This is a genomic window from Marinactinospora endophytica (assembly GCF_054780875.1).
Window position 1 is genome coordinate 585084 of sequence record NZ_BAAGVM010000001.1, and the last position, 17410, is coordinate 602493.

Sequence of the window (17410 nt, forward strand, 5' to 3'; positions counted from 1 at the left end):
CATGGAACGCGGTGGCGAGATGAAGGGGATGCCGGCGGGCGCGCCGCCGGCCATGGGCGGGGGCGAAGGGGGTGCCTCTCCGTTCGACCGCCTGCTCTCCTTCCAAGGGAGGGGATGACGGTACGGAACACGTGTCCGCGTAAATCACCGGCGGCAGTTGGAACTGGAACGATGACAAGCCCATCGATATCGAACACACCAATCTGGGAGTGAAGTGGCCGGTTCCATGCGTGTCCGTGAGGTGTTCTTTCTGTCGGCTGTTCTCGTGGTGCTCTCCGGGTGTTCGCTGGAGGATGTGATCAAGCCTCGATGGGAGGTTCCGGATCCTACGGTGTCTCCGCCTGAGGCGTCTTTGGAGGGGTTCGCGGAGTTCAGTGACCTGTCGTTGCCTGAGGGGATGCGGGAGGTCAGCGTGGATTCGGGGTTCGACGATTACGGGCGGGTCGTCTATTGGATCAGCTTCGTGATCGATGACCATGAGGCGGCGGAATCCGTCTGTGAGCAGGTAGGAAATTTCCTGTCATACGGTGATGTTTTGGCCGAGCGTGAACGGGAGCGGCTTCGGATCGATCCCGTGGATCTGGAGCGCTACCCGGGCCCGCCGTGGGGGTGTGAGGCCCTTGTCGGTGATCTCAGTACGGAGGTCATGGCGGTGGTCTTGTATCCGGATCCTTCGGAGGAGGGTCCGGCCAAGGTCTACATGTCGGAGTACGAGGTATCGCGGTGAGATCGGTCCGGCGTCATGGAATGCGGTGATGAGGCGATGAGGGGAACCGGTCCGATGGGTGTCCGTGAGGTGTTCTTTCTGTCGGCTGTTCTCGTGGTGCTCTCCGGGTGTTCGCTGGAGGATGTGATCGAGCCTCGATGGGAGGTTCCGGATCCTACGGTGTCTCCGCCTGAGGCGTCTTTGGAGGGGTTCGCGGAGTTCAGTGACCTGTCGTTGCCTGAGGGGATGCGGGAGGTCGGTGTGGATTCGGGGTTCGATGATTACGGGCGGGTCGTCTACTGGATCGATTTCGTGATCGATGATCACGAGGCGGCGGAATCCGTCTGTGAGCAGGCGGGGAATTTCCTGCCATTCAGTGATGGTGTTCCTGAATTCGAAAGAGAATGGCTTCGGATCGATCCCGTGGATCTGGAGCGCTACCCGGGGCCTCCGTGGGGGTGTGAGGTCCTTGTCGGTGATTTCAGTACGGAGCTCACGGCGGTGGTCTTGTATCCGGATCCTTCGGAGGAGGGGCCGGCCAAGGTCTACATGTCGGAGTACGAGGTGTCGCGGTGAGGCCGGTCCTCTTGTCAGGGTTTAGCGCCCTTGCTCTCCGGCGTCATGGAATGCGGTGATGAGGCGATGAGGGGAACCGGTCCGATGGGTGTCCGTGAGGTGTTCTTTCTGTCGGCTGTTCTCGTGGTGCTCTCCGGGTGTTCGCTGGAGGATGTGATCGAGCCTCGATGGGAGGTTCCGGATCCTACGGTGTCTCCGCCTGAGGCGTCTTTGGAGGGGTTCGCGGAGTTCAGTGACCTGTCGTTGCCTGAGGGGATGCGGGAGGTCGGTGTGGATTCGGGGTTCGACGATTACGGGCGGGTCGTCTACTGGATCAGCTTCGTGATCGACGATCATGAGGCGGCGGAATCCGTCTGTGAGCAGACGGGGAGTTTTAATCCACTCGGTGATCGCGTTCCTGAGCGCAAACAGGAGCGGCTTCGGATCGATCCTGCGGATCTGGAGCGCTACCCGGGGCCTCCGCGTGGCTGTGAGCTTCTTGTCGGTGATTTCAGTACGGAGCTCATGGCGGTGGTCTTGTATCCGGATCCTTCGGAGGAGGGTCCGGCCAAGGTCTACATGTCGGAGTACGAGGTATCGCGGTGAGGTCGGCTCTCTGGCTGGGGTGCGGCCCCTTGCTCTCCGGCGTCACGGAACGCGGCAGCGAGAAGAACACCCCACTCCTTCAGGAGATTTCCGGATTCTCCACTGGGGAACCCCGAAGCGGGAGGAGCGGTGAGACGAAAGGGAGTGTGGTGGGAGGGGGCGCTGTGGGCGGATTGGGTCCCTAAATAGGCCTGAGGGCTCACGACAGCCCTGCCCCGTCCACCTACTCTCCTTCTGGAAGGGGGGAGAGGGAGGGTGGCGTGGGCGATTCTGGGTGGCGAGACGATCGGGGTGCGAGTTTTGTCGAGTATGCGGGACTTGTGGTACTGGTCGCCGCCGTCACCGCCGTTCTGGTTTTCTCCGATCTCGGCGGACGCATCGCAGGTGGAATGGGTGACGCAGTGTGCCGCGCTCTCTCCTTGGCGGGATGCTCTCCCGCCGTGTCGAACGCCGGTGAGGCGTCCGAGGCGCACCCGGGAACACAGCAGGCGCAGCAGCAATCGGGAGCCTTCTCGATTCAGACGGCCGATTTCACCACACCTGGAGACGGTGTCCACTTCTCGTTCGTCCATCACCCCGAAGGGGCCGAGGACGGGTTGGGAACCGATCACGATCGCAGGGACGCGGGAGAAGAGGCCGGACGGGAGCGCGAGACCGACGAGAACCGCCACCATGACCCCCAGGAGCAGAACGGTACCGAGGGAGACGAACCTCCCGACGACGAAGTGGGAGAAGGAGTCGAGGGGGAGAGAACCGACGAACCCGACCCGCCTCCGTGGGAGCCGGCTGATCCCGGCTCGGGGGAGTGGGGGTCCGATAATTGGCCGCTGGACGACTACTTCACCAAGTCCGCCGCCGAGACGATGTCCCACGTGATGGCGGGGTCATGGCCTGACGCATCGCGGAATCTGCTCCACTACCTTGGGAATAGTGGTGATCCTCTGGAGCAGGATGTTGACCGCATGCTGGAGGAGATCCCGGGGCTTCAAGAGCGGGCAGATACTTTCGTGGACAGTCTCGCTGAAATCGCGGTTAGAGAAGCTCAGTCTGATGAGATTGCCGTCCCGGTCACTTACCCTGTCAATACAGATTGGCGGAAATTCGGATATGCACACGGGGCTGGTGAGAATAGAAACTGGTTCTACGCGACCGGGGAGTTCGACATGAACGTGACTGGCCAAATTACCGTCTACCCTCCGGAGGAGCCGGGAGGGCGGTGGCGGTACGAAGCGCGTACCCGCGTAAACTATCGGGACCAGTACAACTGGGACGGGAACAAGTCCACTGACATTCTGGGGTTCACGATCACCGATGAGCAACTCGCCGAACTGCACAGAGCTGGAGTCGCCCAGGAATTCCTCATGTATGGTCGTTCCGAGGAACACACCTACACGGGAGAGATGTGACCGGTCCGATGCGTGTCCGTAAGGTTTTCTTGCTGTCGGCCGTTCTCATGGTGCTCTCCGGGTGCTCGCTGGAGGATATTATCGAACCTCAATTGGAGGTTCCGGATCCTACGGTGTCTCCGCCTGAGGCGTCTTTGGAGGGGTTCGCGGAGTTCAGTGACCTGTCGTTGCCCGAGGGGATGCGGGAGGTCAGCGTGGATTCGGGGTTCGATGATTACGGGCGGGTCGTCTATCGGATCAACTTCGTGATCGATGATCACGAGGCGGCGGAATCCGTCTGTGAGCAGGCGGGGAATTTCCTGCCATTCAGTGATGGCGTTCCTGAATTCGAAAGAGAATGGCTTCGGATCGATCCCGCGGATCTGGAGCGCTACCCGGGACCTCCGTGGGGCTGTGAGGTCCTTGTCGGTGATTTCAGCACGCAGCTCACGGCGGTGGTCTTGTATCCGGATCCTTCGGAGGAGGGGCCGGCCAAGGTCTACATGTCGGAGTACGAGGTATCGCGGTGAGGCGGGAAGGTCTGGCCGGGGCGGTCGTCCTTCTGGTCCTGGCCGCTACGGGATGCGGCGGTGAGGCGGATGCCTCGGAGCTTCCGGAGATCTCGGGCTCCTTCGGTGCGGAGCCCAGGGTGGGGGAGTTCGGCCCGCTTCCCGATGGGGTCGTCATCGACACGGTGATCGAGGGGGAGGGGGACCAGGTCGGGGCCAACGCGCTGGTCGTCGCCGACCTCGTCTCCTACGACTGGGCCGAGGGCTCCCCCGGCGAACCCGTCTTCTCCTCCCACGCGGTGGGAGAGCAGGTCCTGCTCTCCACCGAGGAGTTCGCCGCCTACGTGCCCGAGGGCGCCGGTTCCCTGTCCGGCCATCGTGAGGGGACGCGCTTGGCCGTCGCGGTTCCGAAGGGTTCCTCGGAGTCCGGACCACCGGACGGGAGTGAGGGAGCCGGCCTGCACGTCCTCGACATCGTCACGCACTATCCGGCCGCGCGGACCGTCGAGGGCGAGATGCGTCCCGTCTCGGACCCGGACCTGCCCTCGGTCGAGCAGGAGCCCGGGAGCGAGCCGCGGATCGACGTCCCCGACGGCGATCCCCCCACCGAACCGGTGGCGGTCCCCCTCATCGAGGGGGAGGGGCCACAGATCCGGAAGGGGGATCGTGTCGTCGTCCAGTTCACCGGGGTGACCTGGGACGACGGTGCCGTGTTCGACAGCACGTGGGACTGGGGCGGGCGTCCGACGGCCTTCCCGGTGGGAAGCGGGCAGATCGTCCCCGTCTGGGACGCGGAGCTTCCCGGGGTGAGGGTCGGCAGCAGGGTGATGCTCGTCGCTCCACCCGAGTACGGTTACGGCGCGGCCGGTGGCAAGGAATCCCTGGGGATCTCGGAGGACGACACCCTGGTCTACGTCGTCGACGTGCTCGGCGTCCACTAGAGGCCGCCGCCCTCCGCCCCGTGGCGTCGCGCCGTTCGACTCAGCGCTCGGACCGATCCCCCGCGACGAGGGCGTTGATGAGGGAGGCGCCGCGCTCGGCGTCGTCCACGCTGACGGTGAACCGCCCCCCGGAACGGTAGTCGATGACCAGGCACTCCCCGGCGCGCAGCATGACGGTCATGTTGCCCGGACGCCCCCGGATCCCCCATCCGCCGACGTGGCCGGGGGTGCGCTGTTGCGCCCTGGCCCGCGCGATCCTCTCCGGTGGGATCCGGTGGACCGGCCATCCGAAGAGACCGAACGCCACCGCGACGCCCTGTTCGGTCACCCGTACGTTGACCGACGAGGTGAACAGGCCGACGAGGCCCAGGATGACGGCCAGGCCGATGAGACCACCGGCCTCCCCGCCGGCGACGCCGCCCGTCCACAGGGTGGCCAACACCAGGCAGAAGGATCCGGCGGCCAGGAGGGCGAGCCAGGGGTTGGCGCCACGGCCCACCCACACCGATCGCCGGCCGGGACGGAGGCGCAGCTCGGGCGGCTGCCGCGTGGTGTCGGTGGGGACGTCGGGCGCGCCGCGGCCGAGCCAGCCGGCGAGCACGCCGGTGGCGAGCGACGCGGCCATCACCACCGCCACCCCCCACTCCTTCAGGTCGGCACGTGACCAGGAGGAACGGTCCAGGTTGGCGTCCAGGGTGAGCAGGGAGAGCCCGACCAGGAACACGCCTCCGCCGATGAGGAATCCCCACCAGTACACCCGGCCGGACCGGTGAGTGAGCGTCTGTCCCCATAGCGCCAGGCCGATCGCGATCGCGACGCCGACCAGCCACACCGCGACCGGTAGGACGGTGAAGGTGAGCAACGGGGCGGAGCCGTCGGCTCCCGCGCCGCTCCAGTGGATCGCCACGGGGTCGGGCAGGCGGTCGCGTAGCGCCAACGGCGGGGCGGCCAGGGCGGCCCCCACCAGCGTCCCCCACACCCCCGCGAGGATCGGCGCTCGAATCCGGTCGGTCATGGCAGCTCCTTCAGGATGTCGATGAGGTCGTCGCGCCCGTAGCCGTAGCGCGCGGCCTCGTCGAGGAGGTCGCGTGCCCGTTGCTCGATCAGGGCCCGCCCGGCGGGACGCTCCGCCACGGTGACCCCCCGGCCGCGCCGGAATTCGAGGATCCCCTCGTCGCGGAGGTCGCGCAGCGCCCGCAGGACGGTGTTGGCGTTGATCCCGAGCGCCGCGGCGAGCTCGCGCGCGGGAGGCAGCCGATCGCCCGGCCGGTATCCACCCTCGCCGACGGCGCGTCGGATCGCGCCGGCGACCTGCTCGTGGAGCGGCCGGGGATCGTTCAGATCGAGCGTCAGCAACATGGTGCTATCAACATTAGCACCAAATGGGGATGGGGCGTCGTGACGTGAGACGGAGACGGAGTCGAGTGGACCGCCAGGGGCGCGGCGGCCCGCTCAGATCACGTCGAGGGGGTCGACCCTGACCTGGGCCAGACGCTCGTCCCGGCGCGCGCTGCGCGCCGCCGCCGCGGCCTTCAACGCGGCGGCCAAGGACCCGGCCTCGCCTCGCGGGACACGCAGCAACGCGCGCTCGGTCGCCTCGTCCCTGCCCGGGCTCCCGACCGGGACCGGTCCCAGCAGTTCGGCCTGCCGCGGCAGGTCCAATCCCTCCACGAGCTCCCGGACCCGCGCGGCATCTCCGGTGACCGACGCCATGGTCACGGCCGGCGGGAAACCCAGTTCGCGGCGCTCGGCGAGCTCCCGTTCGGCGAACCCTCCCGGATCCCAGCGGATCAGCGCCTGGGTGACCGGCAGGGACGGGTCGGCCAGCACGACGACCTGTCCGCCCTCGGTGGCCGGGCGCACCAGCGCCGCCGCGTTGCACCAGCGACGCAGCGCCTCCTCCGCCGCGCGCAGGTCGGCGCGGCCCAGCAGGGCCCAGCCGTCCAGCAGCAGCGCCGCCGCGTATCCACCCTCGGCCGCGGGCTCGGCTCCCGGGGTGCTCACGACCAGGGCGGGCCGGGGACCGACCTCGGTCAACACCTCCTCGCGGCCCGACGTGCGCACCGGGAGCGAGGGGAAGGCCCGCCCCAGTTCCTCCGCCGTTCGCCGCGCCCCCACCACGTTCGCGCGCATCCGCCGGTGATCGCACGACGGGCAGCGCCACTCGCCGCAGATCCGGCCGCACCAACGGCAGTAGGGCATCGCGTGCGCGCTGCGCAGGGAGAGGGGACCCTGGCACGTGTCACAACGCGCGGGGGCCCGACAGCTCGCGCAGGCCAGGGCGTTGAGGTAGCCCCGTCGGGGGACCTGGACCAGCACGGGGCCCTCGCGGGCGGCCTCGCGCGCCACGCGCAGGGCCAGGCTGGGCAGCCGGGCCGAACGCGCGGCCTCGTCACGGGCCAGTTCGACGTCGTCGCCCGCGGCGCGTATCCGCGGCGCCCTGCGGCGCAGCAGCTCCCGGTCGGCGGTGAGGGGGAGGGCCCAGCCCGTCTCGATGAGCCGGGCGGCGTCGCTGGTCCGGGTGAACCCGCCGATCAGGGCACCCGCGCCGGCGCGGTGCGCGCGCATGGCCAGCACGGTGCGGGCGTGTGGATAGGGGGCGTGGGGGTCGGCGTGGACGTCGTCGCCGTCGTCCCACAGCACGACCAGGCCCAGGTCGTGGACCGGCGCGAACATCGCCGCGCGGGTGCCCACGACGGCCCGGGCGCGTCCGCGCAGCACCGCCAGCCAGCGGCGGTAGCGTTCGGCCGGGCCGAGGTCGGCGGTCAACGCGACGTGGTGGTCCGGCCCCAGCAGGGAGCGGAGCGCGGCGTCGACGACGGCGACGTCCCGGCCGTCGGGGACGACCACGACGCAGCCGCGTCCGGCCGCGACGGTCGTGGCCGCGGCCACCGCGATCGCGTCGGCCCACCCGGGGCCGGGCAGCGCGTTCCAGACGGCACGCGGCGGCGGGCCCGACGACAGGGCCGCCAGGAAGGCCGCCCCGTCCCGGTACTCCGCCCACGGTCCGGGGGCGGGTGGGGGCGGCGGGGGCGGCACCTCGCCCACGGGCTCCTTCTCCACCCGGGCGTGCCGCGGAGGGATGGCCAGGCGCAACACGTCGTTGAGCGTGCCGGCGTAGTGGTCGGCGACGGCTCGGGCGAGTCCGTGGACCTCCGGGGTGAGCACCGCTTCGGAGGAGACCACCTGGTGCAGGTAGGACAGGCGGCCGGTGAAGTCGGACTCGGCCGCGCGCTCCACGAGGAAACCGTCGAGCACCTGGTTGTTGAACCGGATCCGGACCCGGCATCCAGGGACCGCCTCGGCGTCCATGGAATCGGGGACCAGGTAGTCGAACGGCCGGTCCAGGTGGGGCAGCGGGGTGTCGACGACCACGCGCGCGACGGGCAGCGTGTCCGCGGGGCGGCGCCGGGCGGGGGCCGCGCCCGCGGTCCTCTTCGGGGCCGCCGCGCGGGGCACGTCGAAGAGGGCCTCCTCATCGGGGCCGGGCTGTGTGGTCATCACTGCCAGTCTTACCAGAGGGGAGCGACCGTCCCAGCTGAGCGTCCTGCGGGCCGGGGGCGGGGATGGGCCGGCGCAGGAACCCCGGTCCCGGGAGCGGCCGGACTAGACTGGCCGCGGCGCGCCGCCGGTCAGATGTCGAACGTTGAAGGTGTGGGGTCGTACATGAGGTTGGTCTTCGCCGGCACGCCCGAGGTGGCGGTTCCGTCCCTGGAGGCGTTGCTGGAGTCCCGCCACGAGGTCGTCGCGGTCGTGACCCGTCCCGACGCGGCCTCGGGCCGTGGCCGCAGGGTGTCGGTCAGCCCCGTCGCCCAGCGTGCCGCCGAGGCGGGGGTGGAGGTGCTCAAACCCGAGAAGGCGAGCGATCCGGCCTTCCTCGACCGGTTGCGGGAGCTCGCGCCCGACTGCTGCCCGGTGGTGGCCTACGGCGCGCTGCTGCGTCAAAGCGCGCTGGACATCCCCCGCCACGGTTGGGTCAACCTGCACTTCTCGCTGCTGCCGGCCTGGCGTGGCGCGGCGCCGGTCCAGCACGCCGTGCTCCACGGCGACGACGTCACCGGCGCGATGACCTTCCAGATCGAGCCCGACCTGGACTCCGGTCCGGTCTTCGGCGCGGTCACCGAGCCGATCGGTCCGCGTGACACCAGCGGTGACCTGCTGGACCGCCTCTCCCGTAGCGGGGCGGGCCTGTTGGTGCGCACCTTGGACGGGATCGAGCGCGGTGAGCTCACCGCTCGACCGCAGAGCCCCGATGGGGTCTCCTACGCCCCGAAGCTGACGTCCCAGGACGCGCGGGTGGACTTCGAGGCCCCCGCGATGCGCGTGGACCGCCTGATCCGGGCGTGCACGCCGGCCCCCGGGGCGTGGAGCACCTTCCGGGGGACCCGGATCAAACTCGGTCCGGTCGTGCCGGTCCTCGACGCCCCGGCGCTGCCGCCGGGTCGTCTTTCCGCGGACAAGAAGCGCGTCCTGGTGGGCACCGCCACCCACCCCGTCGAGCTCGGCGAGGTGCAGCCCCAGGGTAAGCGGCTGATGTCGGCCGTGGACTGGGCCCGCGGCGTCCGCCCGGGCGCCGACGAACGCCTCGGCGGGGAGTGAGCGGAGAGGGCGCCGCCGCGCGGCGGTCGGCCCCTGTTCCGTCCGCACTGACCTGTGCCTCTCTGTACCCTCGATGGGTGGCCCGCGATCTCGGGCCGCCCAGTTCCCGCTTGGCATGAGGCTGATACGACCGTGAGTGACCGTTCCCGTTCCCCCTATCGTCCCGCGCGCCGGGGCCCCCGGCCCGCCGGAGGGCCGCCCACGCCCAAGGACCCGGCCCGGCGGATCGCCTACGACGTGTTGCGAGCGGTGGACACGCGGGACGCCTACGCCAACCTGCTGCTGCCGTCGCTGCTGCGCGAACGCGGGGTGAGCGGCCGCGACGCCGCCCTGGCGACCGAGCTGACCTATGGCGCGCTGCGCCGCCAGGGCACCTACGACGCGATCCTGGACGCCTGCGTCGACCGCTCGCTGCGTTCGGTGGACGCCGAGGTGCTGCCGCTCCTGCGGCTGGGCGCGCACCAGCTGCTGGCGACGAAGATCCCGCCGCACGCCGCGGTCAGCGCGACGGTCGACGTCGCGCGCAGGGTCGTCGGCCACCACCGGGCCCGTTTCACCAACGCGGTGCTGCGCAGGGTGAGCGCCCGCACGCTGGAGGAGTGGACGGCGATCGTGGCTCCCGAGCGCGCCGTCGACCCGGTCGGCCACCTCGCGGTCGTGCACAGCCACCCGCGCTGGATGGTCGAGGCGCTGGCCGCGGCCCTGGGCGAGGATCCCGGGGGCGACCTGGCCGACACCGAGCGCCTGCTCGTCGCCCACAACGAGCGCCCTCGGGTGACCCTGGTCGCCAAACCGGGCCGTGCCGCGGTCGCCGAGCTGATCGAGGAAGGCGCGCAGGAGGCCCGCTACTCCCCCTTCGCCGCCTACCTGCCCGAGGGCGATCCGGCGGCGCTGCGGTCGGTGCGCCAGCGCCGCGCGGCGGTGCAGGACGAGGCCAGTCAGCTGGTGGCGTTGGCGCTCACCCGGGTCCCGGTCGAGGGCGCCGACACGCGCTGGCTGGACATGTGCGCCGGCCCCGGCGGTAAGGCGGGCCTGCTCGGCGGGCTGGCCGGACAGCGCGAGGCTCGGCTCCTGGCCGCCGAGGTGCAACCGGCCCGGGCCCGTCTGGTGGCGGGCGCCGTTGAACGGTCGGTGCGTGACGCGGCCCGTGTGGTCGTCGCCGACTCCACCCGCCCGGCCTGGCGTGACGGCGTGTTCGACCGGGTGCTGGTGGACGTGCCCTGCACCGGGCTGGGGGCGCTGCGGCGCCGTCCGGAGTCGCGGTGGCGGCGTAGCGAGGCCAGCGCGGCGGAGCTGGAGCCGATCCAGCGCGCCCTGTTGGATCGGGCGTTGGACGCGACCCGGCCGGGGGGCGTGGTCGGTTACGTGACCTGTTCCCCCCACCTGGGCGAGACCGAGGGCGTGGTGCGCGCGGTGCTGGCCGGGCGCTCCGACGCGGTGCTGCTGCGCGCGGCCGACCATCTCGCGGAGGTGCCGGAGGTGGCGGCGGGCGACTTCGCGCAGTTCTGGCCGCACCGCCATGGGACCGACGCGATGTTCCTGGCCCTGCTGCGCAAGGCGCCGGCCGACGCGCGCTGACCCCGCCCCTGGCATACGCGTCGGCCGTGGGGAGCGGTGCGGGTTCCCCACGGCCGGCGCGCGCCAGGGCGGGGTCAGGCCGTTCCGCTGGTGACGTTGCCCGACGCGGAACCGTGGTGGCCGCTGTGGCTCCAGGACTTGGAGTAGTAGGCCTTCCCGTCCTTGACGTAGGAGACCACCTGGTAGGAGTGGGAGCCGTGCGGCCCGGAGCCGTTGGCCTCCTTGGCGTAGTAGACGTCGGCCGACGCGACGGCCGGGGCGCCCAGGGCGAGCGCGGAGACGGCGATCCCGGTGAAGGCCAGGCGGCGTAGAACGATCGTTTTCATGCTGGGTTTTCCCCTCTGGCAGGAGGCGTCGTCGGCTTCGTTGCCCGGTCTGTCATGGACCGCTCGCTTCCGACCCGGTATCGGGAGGAGAGAGGTGATTTTCCGGGCCACGCCTCATAGTGGGCTCTCGCGCATCAAAACCCAACAGAGGAAGGGCCTGGTCATGACAAAGCCATGCCGGGAGACGGTAAGGCGGAGTTGACCGAGCCCCCGCCGCCGGACGCGGGCGAGCCCACCCCCGCACGCGCCCGCAGCGGGCCGGTCGGCCCGGTGCCGTGCGGCCACCCTAAACTCGGGACCGTGGCAATCCAGATCTCACCCAGCATTCTCTCCGCCGACTTCGCACATCTCGCAGACGAGGCGGCGGCCGTCGCCGACTCCGCCGACTGGCTGCACGTCGACGTCATGGACAACCACTTCGTCCCCAACCTGACCCTGGGGCTGCCCATCGTGGAGGCTTTGCACAAGGCCGCCACACTGCCGCTGGACTGCCACCTGATGATCGAGGACCCCGACCGCTGGGCCCCCGCCTACGCCGAGGCCGGCGCGGGCAGCGTCACCATCCACGCCGAGGCCGCCCGGGCCCCCGTGCGCACGCTGCGCTCCATCCGTTCCCAGGGCGCCCGCGCCGGGCTCGCGCTCAACCCGGCCACGCCGATCGAGCCCTACGCCGAACTGCTGCCCGAGCTCGACATGCTGCTGCTCATGACGGTCGAGCCCGGCTTCGGCGGACAGAAGTTCCTCGACGTCGTCCTGCCCAAGATCCGCCGTACCCGCGAACTCATCCGCGACCGCGAGGCGGCCGTGTGGCTCCAGGTCGACGGCGGGGTGAGCGAGGAGACGATCGAACGGTGCGCGGAGGCCGGCGCGGACGTCTTCGTCGCGGGCTCCGCCGTCTACGGTGCCCAGGACCCGGCCGGCGCGGTCGAGGCGCTGCGCGCCCGGGCCGAACGGGCGGCGGGCTGACCGGCCCTCCCACCGGCGACTTCGCGTGGCCGGTCACCACGGAGGTGGTGGCCGGCCACGTCCGTGTTCCCGCCCCGCGCGACGCCGGGAATACCCGGGCGTGGCAAACTGTTGGGCGAGACGTTTTCGAACGCGTGCTCCGGGGTCGGTGAAAGTCCGAACCGGCGGTGACAGTCCGCGACCCGGCCGAAGCCATCGGCCGGTTGAACCGGTGGAATTCCGGTACCGACGGTGAAAGTCCGGATGGGAGGCAGCGCGCGTGGGAGACCGGCTTTCCGTCGTCCAGCACGGCCACGGGAACCCGGAGTCCCGGCGGTCCGCCGCTCACGCACATCCCCGGAGCCTGACCAGGTAAGGGGATGGCTCCCTCGTGTTCACCGGAATCGTGGAAGAACTCGGCGAGGTCGTCGCCGTCGATCCCGTCGGCACCGCCGGCGAGGCCGCCCGGATGACGATCCACGGCCCCACCGTCACCTCCGACGCCCGGCACGGCGACTCCATCGCGGTGAACGGCACCTGCCTCACCGTCACCTCCGTCGCCGACGGCCGCTTCACCGCCGATGTGATGAGGGAGACACTGGAGCGTTCCAGCCTCGGCGCCCTCGTCCCCGGATCCCCCGTCAACCTGGAACGCGCCGCCCGCGTCTCCGACCGCCTCGGCGGCCACATCGTCCAGGGCCACGTCGACGGCACCGGCGAGATCCTGGAACGCGTCCCCGGCGAGAACTGGGAGACCGTCCGCATCTCGCTGCCCGACCGGCTGGCCCGCTATGTCGCGGAGAAGGGCTCCATCGCCGTCGACGGGGTCAGCCTCACCGTCGTCACCGTCGCCCCCGGTTCCTTCGGCATCGGCCTCATCCCCACCACGTTGGAGCTGACCACGCTGGGCCACAAGGGGGTCGGCGCGACCGTCAACCTCGAGGTCGACGTCATCGCCAAGTACGTCGAGCGCCTGGTGGGCGTGGGAACGTCGACGGGTACGGGGGAGGCCGCGCGATGAGCGCCGTCCACACCGGGGTCTGGTGGCTGGAGTGGGCCTACGCGGGGTTCACCCTGTTCGGCGAGCATGTCCGCTGGGCCGACCTCATCGGCAACGCCGCCGCGCTGGGCACGGTCGCCCTGGCGATCCGGCGCACGATCTGGACCTGGCCGGTGCAGCTGGTCGGCACCGTGCTGCTGTTCGCCGTCTCCATCGACGCCCATCTCACCGGCAACGCCCTCAAGCAGGTGATGTTCGCGGTCATCGTCGTCTACGGCTGGTACCGATGGGCCAAGGGAACCCGTGGCGGCGCCGAGCTCCCGGTGCGTCCGGCCACGGCGCGCGAGCGGGGCCTGCTGGCGGGCCTGCTCGTCGGCGGGACCGTCGCGGTGGCCTTGCTGTTCGACTACACGGGCGTCTCGTGGGCGCCCTGGCCCGACGCCTTCATCTTCGTGGGCAGCGCGATCGCCACCTTCGGCCAGAGCCGGGGGCTCGTGGACTTCTGGGTGGTCTGGATCATCGTCGACCTCGTCGGAGTCCCCCTCGCCCTGATGTCGGGGCTATGGGTCACGGGCATCGTCTACGGGTTCTTCTTCGTGCTCGCGCTGATCGGCATCCGCGACTGGATGCGCCACTACCGGGCCGACCTGCGAGAGCAGGCGGACGCGCGACACGGCCCCGGCAGCACCGCGTCGGCCTGATGGCCCCATCCCACCATCCCCACCCATTCCACAGTGACCGCAGGACACGAGGAGCATCGATGACGATCGCCGCCGAGCAGCAGACCCCGGCACCGGTCGAACTGGACGACATCGCCGACGCCATCGCCGACATCGCGGCGGGCCGCCCCGTCGTGGTCGTCGACGACACCGATCGGGAGAACGAGGGCGACATCATCTTCGCGGCCGAGGCCGCGACCCCCGAACTCCTGGCGTTCACCATCCGCCACACCTCCGGCGTCATCTGCGTGCCGATGCTCGGCGAGGACCTGGACCGCCTCCACCTGCCGTTGATGACGGCGACCAACGAGGAGAGCATGCGCACCGCCTACACCGTCACGGTCGACGCGCGCACGGGTGTCTCCACGGGGATCTCCGCCGCCGACCGCGCCCGCACGATCCGCCTGCTCGCCGACCCCGCCAGCGTCGCCGGGGACTTCGTCCGTCCCGGACACGTCCTCCCGCTGCGCTACCGGGCCGGGGGCGTGCTCGCCCGTCGCGGTCACACCGAGGCCGCGGTGGACCTCGCCCGGCTGGCCGGGCTGGCTCCGGCCGGGGTGCTCGCCGAGGTCGTCAACGACGACGGGACGATGGCCCGGCTGCCCCGACTGCGGGAGTTCGCCGACGAGCACGGTCTGCGGTTGGTCTCCGTGGAACAGCTCGTGGAGTACCGGCGGCGCACCGAGACCCTGGTCGAGCGGGTCGTGCAGACCCGGATCCCCAACCGCCACGGCGAGTGGCGCGCGGTGGGCTACCGGGGCAGTGTGGACGGTTCCGAACACGTCGCCCTGGTCTACGGCGACATCGGCGACGGCGCCGACGTGCTGGTCCGGCTGCACTCCGAGTGCCTGACGGGCGACGCCTTCGGTTCGCACCGCTGCGACTGCGGTACCCAGCTGGACGCGGCCATGGCCGGTATCGCCCAGGAGGGGCGTGGAGTGCTCGTCTACCTGCGCGGCCACGAGGGGCGCGGCATCGGTCTGCTGCACAAGCTGGAGGCCTACCGGTTGCAGGACGCCGGCGCCGACACCGTCGACGCCAACCTGGAACTCGGTCTGCCCGCCGACGCCCGCGAGTTCGGTACCGGCGCGCAGATCCTCGCCGACCTGGGGGTCACCTCGGTACGGCTGCTCAGCAACAACCCGGCCAAGAGCGAGGGACTCGCCCGTCACGGCGTCACCGTCACCGAACGGATCGCGATGCCCACCGTGGTCACCGCCGACAACCTCCGCTACCTGAGGACCAAGCGCGACCGCATGGGCCACGACCTGCCCGGCATCGCGGTGGCCGACTGAGCGCGTCGCGGGCGCACCGACAACCGGCGAGATCGAGGAGACGCAGATGAGTGGAGCAGGAAGTCCGACCACGGGGATTCCCGACGCCCAGGGGATGACCCTCGGCATCGTGGCGACCAGGTGGAACGCCGAGATCGTCGACTCCATGCTGGAGCGGGCCCTGGAGGTGGCACGGCGGGCGGGTGTGGACACGCCGACCGTGGTCCGGGTCGCCGGGGCGATCGAGATCCCCGTGGTCGCCCAGGAACTGGCGCGCTCCCACGACGCGGTCGTCGCCCTGGGGGCCGTCGTCCGCGGGGGGACGCCGCACTTCGACTACGTCTGCCAGTCCGTCACCCACGGGCTGACCGAGGCGGCGCTGCGCGAATCCAGCCCCATTGCCAACGGCGTGCTGACCTGTGACACCCTGGAACAGGCGCGCGACCGTGCCGGCCTCCCCGGCAGCCGAGAGGACAAGGGGTACGAGGCCGCCGTCGCGGCGCTCGACACTGCGCTCGTGCTGCGCCGGCTCCGCGCCGGGGCCGCCTGAGCGCCGGACCGCCACAGGGGCGGGAGCCGTTGACCGGCGGGTATGAGGGAGAAGAAGCGTGCACCCCGGGAACACCAGAGACGAGGACGCCGTGGACGAGACCGGCGCCGCGCCCACGCCACCCGTGACGTGGCGGCCGCGCAACATCCGCATGGTCGCCTACGGGCTGGCCGGGCTGCTGTTTGTGACCATGGCCGTGCTGGCGCTCATCCTGCCGGCGGACTGGAAGTTCCAGGACCGTGTCGGCCTGCTGCTGCTCGGTGTGCTCTCGGTCGGGGTGCTGCACCTCCTCGCCCGGCCGCGGGTGACCGCCACCGACGAAGGTGTCACGATCGTCAACTCGATCCGCACCCACGTCCTGGTGTGGCCGGAGATCGTCGACGTGCGCATGCCGGTGGGCGAGCCCTGGCCCTCGGTGGACCTGGCCGACGGGTCGACGCTGGCGGTGATGGGGATCCAGAGCAACGATGGTGACCGGGCCCAGCAGAACCTGGCCGCCCTCCGCGCGCTGCTGCGGGAGCGGGGCGAGGCGGCGGAGCCCGGCCACTGAGCGGACGGGTCGCCCTCCGCTGCGGACCGGTCGAGGGGCGGTCGTCGCCGACCGCCCCCTCCCCGCTCGCTTGCCACCCCGGTGTCGCTGAGCAGGCGCGCGGTCCGTCCGAGATGGGCGGATATGTGGTTGACCACGAGAGCGCGACGCCGATTTCGGAGGATCGTGATCATTACGGTGGGCCCCCACCGGGCATAGCCTGGCCACGAGCACGGGAGGGGTGCCCATGACCAGTTCCCCCGCGGTCGCCGCGATCGCCGGGCCCGACGCGCTCGCCGCGGCGCTGGACGCCCGCGACTATCTCGCCGACGAGGGAACGGCCACGGCCTGCTTCCTCGCGTTGCGCATGGCCCGCCCCCTGTTCCTGGAGGGCGAGCCGGGAGCGGGCAAGACGGGGCTCGCCCAGGCCCTGGCCGAGGTGCTCGGCGGTCCCCTCATCCGGTTGCAGTGCTACGAGGGGATCGACGCCGCCCAGGCGCTCTACGACTGGGACTACCCCCGTCAGCTCCTGCACCTGCGGGCCGCCCAGGTCGCGGGCGCGCACCAGGCCGACGAACTGGAGGCCGGCCTCTACGACCGCCGCTTCCTGCTGGCCCGCCCCCTCCTGCGGGCGTTGGAGAGCACCGGTCCGGTGCCCGCTGTCCTGCTCATCGACGAGATCGACCGGGCCGACGACGAGTTCGAGGCGTTCCTGCTGGAGTTCCTGTCGGAGTTCGCGATCTCCATCCCGGAGCTGGGAACGGTGCGCGCCGAGGTGCCGCCCGTCACCGTCTTGACCTCCAACCGCACCCGCGAGGTCCACGACGCGCTCAAACGCCGATGCCTGTACCACTGGATGGCCCAGCCCGACCCCGAGCGCGAGGTGGCGATCATCGGCCGCCGCCTGCCCGGGGTGGCCGAACGGCTCGTGCGCGAGGTGGTCGAGGTCGTCCAGCGGCTGCGCGCCCCCCGCGGCCGCGGTGCCGACCTGGTCAAACCGCCCGGTGTCGCCGAGAGCATCGACTGGGCGGCCGCGCTGGCCGAGCTCGGCGCCCGGGAGCTGTCCCCCGACCTCGCCGCGCGCACCCTCGGCGCGCTGCTCAAGCACCGCGAGGACCACGAGAACGTCACACCCGACCTGCCCGGTCTGATCTTCGGGCGGCGGCCCACGGGGAGCGCGGGGTAGGC

19 protein-coding genes and 1 riboswitch are annotated in these 17410 nt (G+C 70.8%); of the genes, 15 read left to right on the top strand and 4 right to left on the bottom strand.

Annotation, left to right across the window (positions count from 1 at the left end; genetic code table 11):
• Window positions 1-226 precede the first annotated feature (226 nt).
• The 6 genes from ACYVHU_RS02605 (at window position 227) to ACYVHU_RS02630 (ending at window position 4702) form a co-directional block, all read left to right on the top strand.
• Window positions 227-727 (top strand): hypothetical protein, encoded by a 501-nt coding sequence (locus ACYVHU_RS02605; protein ID WP_498947416.1) that lies wholly within the window; start codon window positions 227-229, stop codon window positions 725-727.
• Window positions 728-781: 54 nt separating this feature from the next.
• Window positions 782-1282: a hypothetical protein gene (locus ACYVHU_RS02610; RefSeq protein ID WP_498947417.1), complete on the top strand. Its 501-nt coding sequence runs from the start codon at window positions 782-784 to the stop codon at window positions 1280-1282.
• Between the two features lie 30 nt (window positions 1283-1312).
• A complete protein-coding gene (locus ACYVHU_RS02615) occupies window positions 1313-1867 on the top strand; it encodes a hypothetical protein (RefSeq protein WP_498947418.1) in 555 nt (184 codons plus the stop codon).
• A gap of 260 nt (window positions 1868-2127) precedes the next feature.
• Window positions 2128-3273 carry a hypothetical protein gene (locus tag ACYVHU_RS02620; RefSeq protein ID WP_498947419.1) on the top strand — a complete coding sequence of 382 codons (1146 nt, stop codon included), beginning with the start codon at window positions 2128-2130 and terminating at the stop codon, window positions 3271-3273.
• The gene (locus ACYVHU_RS02625) at window positions 3270-3782 is read left to right on the top strand and encodes a hypothetical protein (protein WP_498947420.1); all 513 of its coding nucleotides are present in this window, start codon (window positions 3270-3272) and stop codon (window positions 3780-3782) included. The genes ACYVHU_RS02620 and ACYVHU_RS02625 overlap by 4 nt, the downstream gene beginning before the upstream one ends.
• Window positions 3779-4702 (top strand): FKBP-type peptidyl-prolyl cis-trans isomerase, encoded by a 924-nt coding sequence (locus ACYVHU_RS02630; RefSeq protein WP_078759984.1) that lies wholly within the window; start codon window positions 3779-3781, stop codon window positions 4700-4702. Before ACYVHU_RS02625 ends, ACYVHU_RS02630 begins: the two co-directional genes overlap by 4 nt.
• 40 nt (window positions 4703-4742) lie before the next feature.
• Here ACYVHU_RS02630 and ACYVHU_RS02635 read toward each other — a convergent pair whose 3' ends face one another.
• From ACYVHU_RS02635 to ACYVHU_RS02645, 3 genes are all read right to left on the bottom strand, one after another.
• On the bottom strand, window positions 4743-5717 hold the full coding sequence (locus ACYVHU_RS02635) for a hypothetical protein (RefSeq protein WP_078759983.1): 975 nt from the start codon (window positions 5715-5717) through the stop codon (window positions 4743-4745).
• On the bottom strand, window positions 5714-6061 hold the full coding sequence (locus ACYVHU_RS02640) for a GntR family transcriptional regulator (protein WP_078759982.1): 348 nt from the start codon (window positions 6059-6061) through the stop codon (window positions 5714-5716). The genes ACYVHU_RS02635 and ACYVHU_RS02640 overlap by 4 nt, the downstream gene beginning before the upstream one ends.
• A gap of 93 nt (window positions 6062-6154) precedes the next feature.
• Window positions 6155-8203: a primosomal protein N' gene (locus tag ACYVHU_RS02645; protein ID WP_498947421.1), complete on the bottom strand. Its 2049-nt coding sequence runs from the start codon at window positions 8201-8203 to the stop codon at window positions 6155-6157.
• 165 nt (window positions 8204-8368) lie between these two features.
• Between ACYVHU_RS02645 and fmt the strand changes: the two genes are divergently transcribed.
• Together fmt and ACYVHU_RS02655 are read left to right on the top strand one after the other, a co-directional pair.
• Window positions 8369-9301: a methionyl-tRNA formyltransferase gene (gene fmt / locus ACYVHU_RS02650; RefSeq protein ID WP_078759980.1), complete on the top strand. Its 933-nt coding sequence runs from the start codon at window positions 8369-8371 to the stop codon at window positions 9299-9301.
• 132 nt (window positions 9302-9433) lie between these two features.
• Complete coding sequence (locus ACYVHU_RS02655) at window positions 9434-10879, top strand: RsmB/NOP family class I SAM-dependent RNA methyltransferase (protein ID WP_078759979.1); 1446 nt, start codon at window positions 9434-9436, stop codon at window positions 10877-10879.
• A gap of 74 nt (window positions 10880-10953) precedes the next feature.
• Here the strand turns inward: ACYVHU_RS02655 and ACYVHU_RS02660 are convergent, their stop codons facing one another.
• Window positions 10954-11205 (bottom strand): hypothetical protein, encoded by a 252-nt coding sequence (locus tag ACYVHU_RS02660; protein WP_078759978.1) that lies wholly within the window; start codon window positions 11203-11205, stop codon window positions 10954-10956.
• 300 nt (window positions 11206-11505) lie between these two features.
• On the opposite strand from ACYVHU_RS02660, the gene rpe reads away from it, so the two are divergent.
• From rpe to ACYVHU_RS02695, 7 genes are all read left to right on the top strand, one after another.
• On the top strand, window positions 11506-12171 hold the full coding sequence (rpe, locus tag ACYVHU_RS02665) for a ribulose-phosphate 3-epimerase (protein ID WP_078760050.1): 666 nt from the start codon (window positions 11506-11508) through the stop codon (window positions 12169-12171).
• A gap of 130 nt (window positions 12172-12301) precedes the next feature.
• A riboswitch (FMN riboswitch) is annotated at window positions 12302-12432 on the top strand.
• 109 nt (window positions 12433-12541) lie between these two features.
• Complete coding sequence (locus ACYVHU_RS02670) at window positions 12542-13171, top strand: riboflavin synthase (RefSeq protein WP_078759977.1); 630 nt, start codon at window positions 12542-12544, stop codon at window positions 13169-13171.
• Window positions 13168-13851 carry a nicotinamide mononucleotide transporter family protein gene (gene pnuC / locus ACYVHU_RS02675; RefSeq protein ID WP_498947422.1) on the top strand — a complete coding sequence of 228 codons (684 nt, stop codon included), beginning with the start codon at window positions 13168-13170 and terminating at the stop codon, window positions 13849-13851. The genes ACYVHU_RS02670 and pnuC overlap by 4 nt, the downstream gene beginning before the upstream one ends.
• Before the next feature lie 59 nt (window positions 13852-13910).
• The gene (locus tag ACYVHU_RS02680) at window positions 13911-15164 is read left to right on the top strand and encodes a bifunctional 3,4-dihydroxy-2-butanone-4-phosphate synthase/GTP cyclohydrolase II (RefSeq protein ID WP_078759975.1); all 1254 of its coding nucleotides are present in this window, start codon (window positions 13911-13913) and stop codon (window positions 15162-15164) included.
• Window positions 15165-15210: 46 nt separating this feature from the next.
• On the top strand, window positions 15211-15693 hold the full coding sequence (gene ribH / locus ACYVHU_RS02685; protein WP_078759974.1) for a 6,7-dimethyl-8-ribityllumazine synthase: 483 nt from the start codon (window positions 15211-15213) through the stop codon (window positions 15691-15693).
• A 151-nt stretch (window positions 15694-15844) separates the two neighbouring features.
• Window positions 15845-16243: a PH domain-containing protein gene (locus tag ACYVHU_RS02690; protein WP_078760049.1), complete on the top strand. Its 399-nt coding sequence runs from the start codon at window positions 15845-15847 to the stop codon at window positions 16241-16243.
• 226 nt (window positions 16244-16469) lie between these two features.
• Entirely contained in the window at window positions 16470-17408 is a 939-nt protein-coding gene (locus tag ACYVHU_RS02695; protein ID WP_078759973.1) for an AAA family ATPase, read from the top strand.
• The last annotated feature ends 2 nt before the right edge of the window (window positions 17409-17410 follow it).

Bases quoted from the DNA above. Each gene is read 5' to 3' on its own strand.
- ACYVHU_RS02635 (WP_078759983.1), bottom strand. From the start codon at position 5,717: ATGACCGACCGGATTCGAGCGCCGATCCTCGCGGGGGTGTGGGGGACG.
- ACYVHU_RS02660 (WP_078759978.1), bottom strand. From the start codon at position 11,205: ATGAAAACGATCGTTCTACGCCGCCTGGCCTTCACCGGGATCGCCGTC.
- ACYVHU_RS02680 (WP_078759975.1), top strand. From the start codon at position 13,911: ATGACGATCGCCGCCGAGCAGCAGACCCCGGCACCGGTCGAACTGGAC.
- fmt (WP_078759980.1), top strand. From the start codon at position 8,369: ATGAGGTTGGTCTTCGCCGGCACGCCCGAGGTGGCGGTTCCGTCCCTG.
- ACYVHU_RS02645 (WP_498947421.1), bottom strand. From the start codon at position 8,203: ATGACCACACAGCCCGGCCCCGATGAGGAGGCCCTCTTCGACGTGCCC.
- ACYVHU_RS02605 (WP_498947416.1), top strand. From the start codon at position 227: ATGCGTGTCCGTGAGGTGTTCTTTCTGTCGGCTGTTCTCGTGGTGCTC.
- ACYVHU_RS02690 (WP_078760049.1), top strand. From the start codon at position 15,845: ATGGTCGCCTACGGGCTGGCCGGGCTGCTGTTTGTGACCATGGCCGTG.
- ACYVHU_RS02640 (WP_078759982.1), bottom strand. From the start codon at position 6,061: ATGTTGCTGACGCTCGATCTGAACGATCCCCGGCCGCTCCACGAGCAG.
- ACYVHU_RS02610 (WP_498947417.1), top strand. From the start codon at position 782: ATGGGTGTCCGTGAGGTGTTCTTTCTGTCGGCTGTTCTCGTGGTGCTC.
- ribH (WP_078759974.1), top strand. From the start codon at position 15,211: ATGAGTGGAGCAGGAAGTCCGACCACGGGGATTCCCGACGCCCAGGGG.
- pnuC (WP_498947422.1), top strand. From the start codon at position 13,168: ATGAGCGCCGTCCACACCGGGGTCTGGTGGCTGGAGTGGGCCTACGCG.
- ACYVHU_RS02695 (WP_078759973.1), top strand. From the start codon at position 16,470: ATGACCAGTTCCCCCGCGGTCGCCGCGATCGCCGGGCCCGACGCGCTC.